The sequence below is a fragment of the Mesorhizobium sp. P5_C1 genome (genome assembly GCF_054049815.1).
Genome location: NZ_JBFULQ010000622.1, coordinates 1 through 2972 on the forward strand (window position 1 = coordinate 1; position 2972 = coordinate 2972).

General features: G+C 56.2%; 4 protein-coding genes. 3 read left to right on the forward strand and 1 reads right to left on the reverse strand.

The window, feature by feature from the left end; translation table 11 throughout:
* Positions 1–196: 196 nt before the first annotated feature.
* From ACXJ7R_RS28950 to ACXJ7R_RS28960, 3 genes are all read left to right on the forward strand, one after another.
* Entirely contained in the window at positions 197–1432 is a 1236-nt protein-coding gene (locus tag ACXJ7R_RS28950; RefSeq protein WP_457154818.1) for a tyrosine-type recombinase/integrase, read from the forward strand.
* Positions 1432–1791 carry a hypothetical protein gene (locus tag ACXJ7R_RS28955; RefSeq protein ID WP_457154819.1) on the forward strand — a complete coding sequence of 120 codons (360 nt, stop codon included), beginning with the start codon at positions 1432–1434 and terminating at the stop codon, positions 1789–1791. The genes ACXJ7R_RS28950 and ACXJ7R_RS28955 overlap by 1 nt, the downstream gene beginning before the upstream one ends.
* A gap of 246 nt (positions 1792–2037) precedes the next feature.
* Complete coding sequence (locus tag ACXJ7R_RS28960; protein WP_457154820.1) at positions 2038–2247, forward strand: hypothetical protein; 210 nt, start codon at positions 2038–2040, stop codon at positions 2245–2247.
* Between the two features lie 134 nt (positions 2248–2381).
* Here ACXJ7R_RS28960 and ACXJ7R_RS28965 read toward each other — a convergent pair whose 3' ends face one another.
* The gene (locus ACXJ7R_RS28965) at positions 2382–2543 is read right to left on the reverse strand and encodes a hypothetical protein (protein WP_457154821.1); all 162 of its coding nucleotides are present in this window, start codon (positions 2541–2543) and stop codon (positions 2382–2384) included.
* Between the last annotated feature and the right edge of the window lie 429 nt (positions 2544–2972).

The following is a 2972-nucleotide window of genomic DNA, read 5'->3' on the forward strand; positions in this document are numbered from 1 at the left end:
TGGTCGGAGTGGCCGGATTCGAACCGACGACCCCTTGACCCTCAGTCTTAAATACTAGGTTTTATAGCCATTCATAGCGTTGCAGAGAGTAGGCCAGAACCGCAGAAATCCAACGATATCCAACTTATGCCCGCTTGACTATTATGCTGCCGCTACCTAAATGCTGGCTACATAGTGGCTATAAAGGGGGATGGACGTGGCTACAATCAAGATCACGGCGGCTGCAGTTTCAGGCATCATGGAAGGTGCCAGGCCGAACAAAACAACTTACTATTTTGACGATGACCTAACCGGTTTCGGCCTGTACCGGACGACAGGCAATACAGGAACATATTTCGCCGAATATCGGCCGGTGGCTGGCGGCGCCAAAAAGAGATTGAAGCTCGGCCGCGTCGGAACTCTAAAAGCCAACGAGGCGCGCGAGGCAGCGCGCAGGGCGATTGCGAACGCTGCCCTTGGCAAGGATTTGGTCAAAGAGCGGTCGGACGAACGGGGCGGCTGCACAGTCAAGAAGCTGGTTGAGGACTATATCGCTGGCAAGGATATGAAGGAGTCGACACGCGCGTTCTACAAAATCACGCTGGCCAAACATATTGAGCCTCAGATGGGCACAACGAAGGCGGTTGCCCTCACCCGTGTCGACGTACAGCGCGCGCATTCCACCATGTCAAAGCAGGCGAAATATTCAGCGAACAGGGCAATAGCACTGCTGTCTGCCGCCTTTGTTTGGGGCGCCAAGCGCGGCTACGTTCCGGAGGGAATGAATCCAGCGGCAAAGATCGACAGAAACAAAGAGGAAGCCCGCGAGCGGTTCCTATCTGCTGACGAAATGGCAAGCCTAGGAGATGCGCTCCGCGAAGCCGAAACGATCGGCATTCTGCACAAGCGGTCAGACAGCAAACATGCGCCCAAAGAGAAGAACCGCACCGTTTACGGGCCACATGTAACGGGCGCCATTCGATTGTTGATGCTAACCGGATGCCGTTTGCGGGAGATCTTGAATCTGCGATGGTCGGAATATGATCCCAAGCGCGGATTATTGCTCCTGCCGGACTCAAAGACAGGGCGCAAGACCGTAGTGCTTTCCGGCGCAGCCCAAGCTGTGTTGGACGCTTTGCCGCGCGTTGGCAAATATGTGATTGCCGGTCACTCGGCAGCAACAGAGCATGAGGCACCTCGCGCCGATCTAAAAAAGCCGTGGGCAGCAATAGCCGCGCGGGCCGGCCTTGGTGATGTCCATCTTCACGACCTACGCCACACGTTCGCGTCGGTCGGCGCTGGCGACGGCATGTCCCTGCCAATCATAGGGAAGTTGCTCGGCCATGCCGATGCTGGCACCACGCAACGCTACGCCCATCTTCACGTCGACCCGGTGCGCGCGGCGGCAGATGCCATTGCCGGAAAGATCGCCGATGCGATCGGGGGCCGGTGATGGCGCCGCTTCCAAAGGGATACGACGCCCACTCATTTTGGATACTTGACTTGCTCCATCGGGGGAAACGCAAGGAGGCGAAAGAGCGGATAATCAAGGTCCTGGAGATGGCCGAAATACTCGGTTGGCAGAAAGACGGCCAGCCGCACAGGCGGCGGGTGTCGATGGCGACTGAAAAGCTCACAAGGGCGAAACTGGCAAACTACACAGGCCGCAAGTGGAAGCTTACCGCAGCCGGGCAGGATGCGGCATCCGACGCAAAAGCGGAGCGCTTTAAGGCAGAGCAAGCGGCAGCCTCTGTGTCACGTTTCGTCGAAAGAAATCGCTGTCCGGATCCGTCTGACGACGCGGACGACTGATCGCGAAAACTGGACGAATTCTGGCAAATCGTCCGTACGGACAAAATCACGGACGACCAGCCAGCAAAATGGCGAAAAACATAATGATTTCAAACTGTACGCGACGGACGGCAATTCTCTAAAAACAGCTTGTGGTGGGGGTGGATTTATCCACCCACCCACTGTCGTCCGTCCGTCCTGATTCCCTAGGGTACGGACAACGGACGATTTCTAAGAAACGAGGAGATTACCCCATGAAAGCAAAACATGACCACCAATGTAATTTCGATCGCTCCCTTCGAAGCTGCCTACCCGGTTAAGCAAATGGGCGGCAAGACGAACTGGTATCCGTGCCAGGTCGTCGGCGTGGTTCACGACGGATCGTATGACCAGGGCCGATTTGTGGTGATCACTGAAGGCGATGACGGTCAGTTGTACACCAGCTCTTTTCCGACCGTGCGCCGGGTTGACGAATGATGGGAGACGCCAGTGGCTGCAGCAAGAACCGTCGAGACCAATGGCGAAACGGTACAAGTTCGCCGGATTTCTTGGGAGGCACTATGGAAGCTGCGGCCGGACCTGAAGAAGCCTGCGAACGATAACGACCCGGCTTACAACTCGCCGAATTCATCCTCGTTTCGGTCTGACGGGATGCGCTCAGAGTCAACGGGTGGCTGAAAGCGCAGATCAACGCGAGCCTGCGCGCGGCCGACCTCCTCGCCGAATTTATAGGCCGCGTAGAGTGCGCCGAGTCGAAACAGCAATTTAAGCATTGGTGGATCTCCTTCCGCAGGGAAACCAACGCAGACGGCAGATTGTTCCACAGACTGGAACCATGCACATCAAATGCTCGTTCATCTGACTGGTATGAAGGAGGAGAACGCAAATATGGCCGCAAAGAAATCGACCGATACCAGCCGCCTTAAGAAGGGGAGCTCGAAGTTGAGCACCTGACGGAGGTGACGGATGTCACGGCCAAACAAGCACGCGAGCTACTTCGCAAGCACGGCGCTGACTGGCCGAAATTGAAAGACGAAGCAAAGGCCTTGAAGGACGATGACTAATGGGCAAGAAGACCGATGATCTCAAGCGAGAGATTCAGAATGCCGTCGCCGTGCTAAACGAATGCGAGGCTGCCATGCGCCTTGGGGAAAGTAGCCGCGCGCACGATCTAATTCGCGATACCATAGTAAGGCTTGAGC